Genomic DNA, 4,061 nt, shown 5'->3' with positions numbered 1-4,061 from the left:
CGCACTCGGCTGCGACCAACGCGGGCGCGTGAGGAGACCTTCCGCAGATGCGGGTCCACGACGGCGTTCATCGCGCGCGCGGTGTCATCCAGTGTGAAGTGCACCGGCCGGTAGGCGACCAGGACCTCATGTCCGTGCTCGTCTGGCCTGGCGACCAGCGAACTCTCGCGCATCCCTGCCCCCTCACCTCGGTCCGGTACCGAGAACTGTACCGATGGCGGTGCTGTGACTGAGTGCTTCCGGTGAGCGTGTCCTCGCGCAGGGGCTGCTACGCGTTCACGCCGCCGGACGAAGCTCCGGTCGAGGGTGTCCCCGCCTGGCGCAGCAGGCGCCGTCCCGCCTGCCTCCATCGGCCGGATATACCCAGCCGGACCAGCACATCTCTGACGCTGGCCCCGGCCGTGGGTCCGAAGGGACGGCTTTGGTGTGGGGGACCGAGGAATCATCAGTTGACGAGGTGGTGTCGCACACCGCCGCGAGGCGTGGTCGCCGTGTTTGGGTGCAGCTATCCCGGCCCCGCGCGCCCGGCGTGAGCTATGCCCGATATGCGGATTTGACGCTGCCTGCGGGCGCTACCGCGTCGGCGACCTGCAGGGTATGCCCTGGTCAGCGTCGTGGTGGCGAGCTACTCGAGTGCGTGTCAGGCGGTCGGAGTCGAGTATCGCCCTGGCCGGTGCTCCAGAGCACCGTTTGACGATCCACTGCGAGGTCCTGCCGCCGGCGCTCGCAGCCCGGCAGGTGTCGCGGTCGCGGTTCCGGGCCACCGCGGTCGCCGACATCAAAGCCGCCCGCGGCTTCGGCGCCTCCGCAGCCGAGCAGCGCCGCCGCGCCGGCGGCCACGACCAGGAGGCCGCGGTCGCGGCCGGGCACGCCCTGGTCCGCTACACCCTCACCGCCGCCGTCACCGTCCCCGCCGAATGGGTCATCGAGGACCACGCCGCCGGGCTGGAGAACGACGCCGCCGCCCGCTTCGACCTGCTGCGCCTGGAACTGCTCCAGGACGCCGGGTTCGCCGCCGCCGCCCTGCCCCTCGGCTACGGGCTACCCGGCCGGGCCGAGCGGCGGTGGCGACAGTGACCCGCCAGACCCGCCAGGATCGGCGTCGGGTGCGGCAGCGCGGACGGTCGACCGGTGAGCTGCTGGCCGGGTTCACCGAACTCGACCTGGCCTCCATCGCTCCCGCCGGTCTGGGTGTTACATCCCGCGTGGGTGATTTTCCTGACGGTGACCTCGGGGATGGGGATCGGATTAGGTGGGATGCCGCTCCCCGGCACGGGTGGCGTCGACCGGGCCACGGATGGTCACCGGTGGATGCTCCCGCCCGCCTCCCGGTCTTCCGGGCGACCACCGCGCAGGTCGGCGGCCTGTTCCCCCTTCTGGCCGCGGGCGGGGTCCCGGCGGTCGGAGCCCGGATGGGCTACGACGCCTCCTCCGGGTCCGCGTTCTACGCCCACCCCGCCGAGTGGGTCGCCCCCGGTGACGGGCGGGCGAAACTGGTCACCAACCCGAACATGATGTTCTACGGCGAACCCGGCCGCGGGAAGTCCTCGACCGTGTTGGCGTTCTGTCTGCGGATGATGCCGTTCGGGTTCAAGACGTTGATCTCCGGGGACCGCAAAGGCGAGTACACCCCGGTGCTGCGCGCGCTGGGGATCGAGCCGATCGTGCTCGGGGCCGGGTCCCCGCGCCGGCTCAACGCCCTCGACCTCGGCCCGCTGCGTGTCCGCTGGGACACCTGGAGCCACGACCGGCAGCGCCGGGAGTTGGAGGTGGTCCTGGTCCGCTGGAACCGGCTACTGCTCGCGTTGTCGGCGGACCAGGGTTACGCGCCGACGGTGACCGACGAGTACGTCCTGCATACTGTGCTGCGCTGGCTCATCGGCGCCGACGACACCACCACCGGACTACGACCGGTCACGATCCCCCAGGTCACCCGCCTCCTCGCCGACCCGGACGACGCTCTGTGGCTGTTGGAGATCTCGGCCGGTGTGTTCGTCGGTAAGGTGACCACACGGGTCCGGGAGCTGCTGTGGCTGCGCACCGTCGACATGGTGAAGACCGGACGGGCGATCATGGTCTTCTCGGCCGACAATGAGCAAGGTCTCGACTTCCGCACTCACAAGCACGACTGGATCCCAACCGAGATCGAAGGCATCACGCTGATGCTGCGGCCGAACCCGGAGAATGAGCAGAGGCGGCCCACAGGAGATCCGGACCGAAGCACCGGCTGGAGCAGCGCCAGCCGACGACGGCGCTTCCGAGGTCGTTGAGGATTCGCCCCATGCTCCGGCTGAGCAGTCGGCATCGGAAAGTCCATGGAGAAGCAGCCCCGGCGCGCCCATTGTTGCTGGTCAGGAAGGTCGTCCCCGCGCCCACGGGGGTGGTCCCCCGCTCATCCTCGACCGCGGCGGACAGGTCGAGTCGTCCCCGCGCCCGCGGGGGGTGGTCCACCGGGCCGCGGCGAGCGCACCCAAGGCGCCCTGGGTGTGGTTCATCGTCCGTCATGGTCGCGGCGGCCGTCGGGGCGTGGGCAGCGCACCGGGCGAGGACCCTGGAGCTGAGCGAACGGACGAGACCTGTCATCTGCAATTGTCGCAGCAAGACCAGCAGCTCTCGCTCCTCGGTGGTGAGTTCGGCGGCCAGGTCGTCGAGCTGACCCTCTCGACTGGATGATTCTCAGACGAGGATGGCGAACAGCCCGCCGCCGACAACCGCTCCCAGGACCGAACCGACGGCGACCTGGGCGGTGGTGTGGTCGTTGATGCGCACCCGTGACCAGGCCACAGCAGAAACCAGGAGCAGCGATAGCCACCACAGGGGACCGTAGGTGACGACCAGCACGATGGCGGCGCCACCGCACACCGCAGCGTGCATGGACACCTTCCACCCGGTGGTGATGGCGCCGGCGACGAACAGGGTGGCCAACATGATCACGTCGAGTGCGATCACGGGCCACGGTGCGGAGAGCACGACCAGGAGACCGAGGCCGAGCAAGCTCAACACGATCAACACGAGGAACGGGATCAGGCAGCCTTCACGGTTGCGCACGTGGTGGCCGTCTCAGCGCCCGGACCGCGCTCCCCACACGATCACGGCCATGGGGAGGATGCTGCTGGTCAGCGCGACGAGCAGACCCCAGCCCAGGGTCGGCAGGATCTGCTGTGTCGCGGCCCAGGCGACGGCGAGCGGGAGGAGAGTGACCACGACCGAAGGAGCGAGGATCTCGGTTAGTACGCTGGCCAGGCGATAAGTTGGGGTCGACCGGGAGACGGGGTGTTCAGTGTCGGCGTCCATGGCGGTACGGACGCTACCGGGGGTCTACTCGCGTGCATTCGGGCCGTCGCCGTCGGCCGCCCAGCCGCTTGCCGCGTCGCCTCTGCCCGCCGGGGTACTGCTGATGTGGTCATGCAGCTCAGGGGAGCGTTGCAAGGCCTGATGGGCGCGTAGCAGCCGCATCGCCTCGTTCTCCACGTCGACCATCGCGACGTCATCGACCGCGGTGAACGAGATCAGGTCATCGTGGGTCCGCCTCGGGGGATTCTGCTGCAGTTCGATCGGGACGCCGACCGCGAGCACGAGCGCATCGCCGGCGGCTTCGGCATCGCGGAGGCTCTGCCCGCCGTGCCTAGCTGTGATGTCCAGGGAGGTTGTCCCGTCCGGGGGCGGTGAGTCTGGCTGACAGACGAAGGCCTCCGGTTGTGAAGTGGAGCTGTCGAGGAACCGCTTCACCCACCGGAGGCCTTCGTGTCCCACGCTAACGCCGCTCTGACCCCGCGCGCCCGGCTGCGGCTCGCTCAACTCGTCGTCGAGCACGGCTGGACCCACACCGCGGCCGCGACAATGTTCATGGTCTCCGCGCGGACCGCCAAGAAGTGGTCCGACCGCTACCGGGCCGAGGGGCCGGCGGGGATGGCCGACCGCAGCTCACGGCCGAGGTCCTCACCGACGAAGACCCGTGTCGGTCTGGTGCGGCGAATCGTACGGCTGCGCTGGCGGCACCGGCTGGGCCCGGTCCAGATCGCCGGGCGCCTGGGCATGGCCGCCTCGACCGTGCACGCGGT

6 protein-coding genes are annotated in these 4,061 nt (G+C 69.9%); 3 read left to right on the top strand and 3 right to left on the bottom strand.

The window, feature by feature from the left end; genetic code table 11:
• Positions 1 to 690 precede the first annotated feature (690 nt).
• Both FVA95_RS31845 and cas2e read left to right on the top strand, forming a co-directional pair.
• Positions 691 to 1,077 carry an SCO6880 family protein gene (locus FVA95_RS31845; protein ID WP_193564435.1) on the top strand — a complete coding sequence of 129 codons (387 nt, stop codon included), beginning with the start codon at positions 691 to 693 and terminating at the stop codon, positions 1,075 to 1,077.
• 230 nt (positions 1,078 to 1,307) lie between these two features.
• Positions 1,308 to 2,270 (top strand): type I-E CRISPR-associated endoribonuclease Cas2e, encoded by a 963-nt coding sequence (gene cas2e / locus FVA95_RS31840; RefSeq protein WP_240051778.1) that lies wholly within the window; start codon positions 1,308 to 1,310, stop codon positions 2,268 to 2,270.
• Between the two features lie 406 nt (positions 2,271 to 2,676).
• Here the strand turns inward: cas2e and FVA95_RS34135 are convergent, their stop codons facing one another.
• The 3 genes from FVA95_RS34135 to FVA95_RS27770 form a co-directional block, all read right to left on the bottom strand.
• Positions 2,677 to 3,048 (bottom strand): hypothetical protein, encoded by a 372-nt coding sequence (locus tag FVA95_RS34135; RefSeq protein ID WP_368667376.1) that lies wholly within the window; start codon positions 3,046 to 3,048, stop codon positions 2,677 to 2,679.
• Positions 3,049 to 3,060: 12 nt separating this feature from the next.
• Positions 3,061 to 3,204: a hypothetical protein gene (locus FVA95_RS34130; protein ID WP_368667375.1), complete on the bottom strand. Its 144-nt coding sequence runs from the start codon at positions 3,202 to 3,204 to the stop codon at positions 3,061 to 3,063.
• Positions 3,205 to 3,318: 114 nt separating this feature from the next.
• Positions 3,319 to 3,729 (bottom strand): hypothetical protein, encoded by a 411-nt coding sequence (locus FVA95_RS27770; RefSeq protein WP_149666777.1) that lies wholly within the window; start codon positions 3,727 to 3,729, stop codon positions 3,319 to 3,321.
• Positions 3,730 to 3,744: 15 nt separating this feature from the next.
• Between FVA95_RS27770 and FVA95_RS27765 the strand changes: the two genes are divergently transcribed.
• Positions 3,745 to 4,061 (top strand): leucine zipper domain-containing protein (locus FVA95_RS27765; protein WP_149664620.1); only part of this gene is annotated, 317 nt, incomplete at its 3' end.

Source organism: Pseudonocardia sp. EV170527-09 (assembly GCF_008369905.1).
Classification (GTDB): Bacteria; Actinomycetota; Actinomycetes; order Mycobacteriales; family Pseudonocardiaceae; genus Pseudonocardia.
The sequence above is the reverse complement of the archived record's forward strand: the minus strand, read 5'-3'. Positions and strand labels throughout refer to the sequence as shown.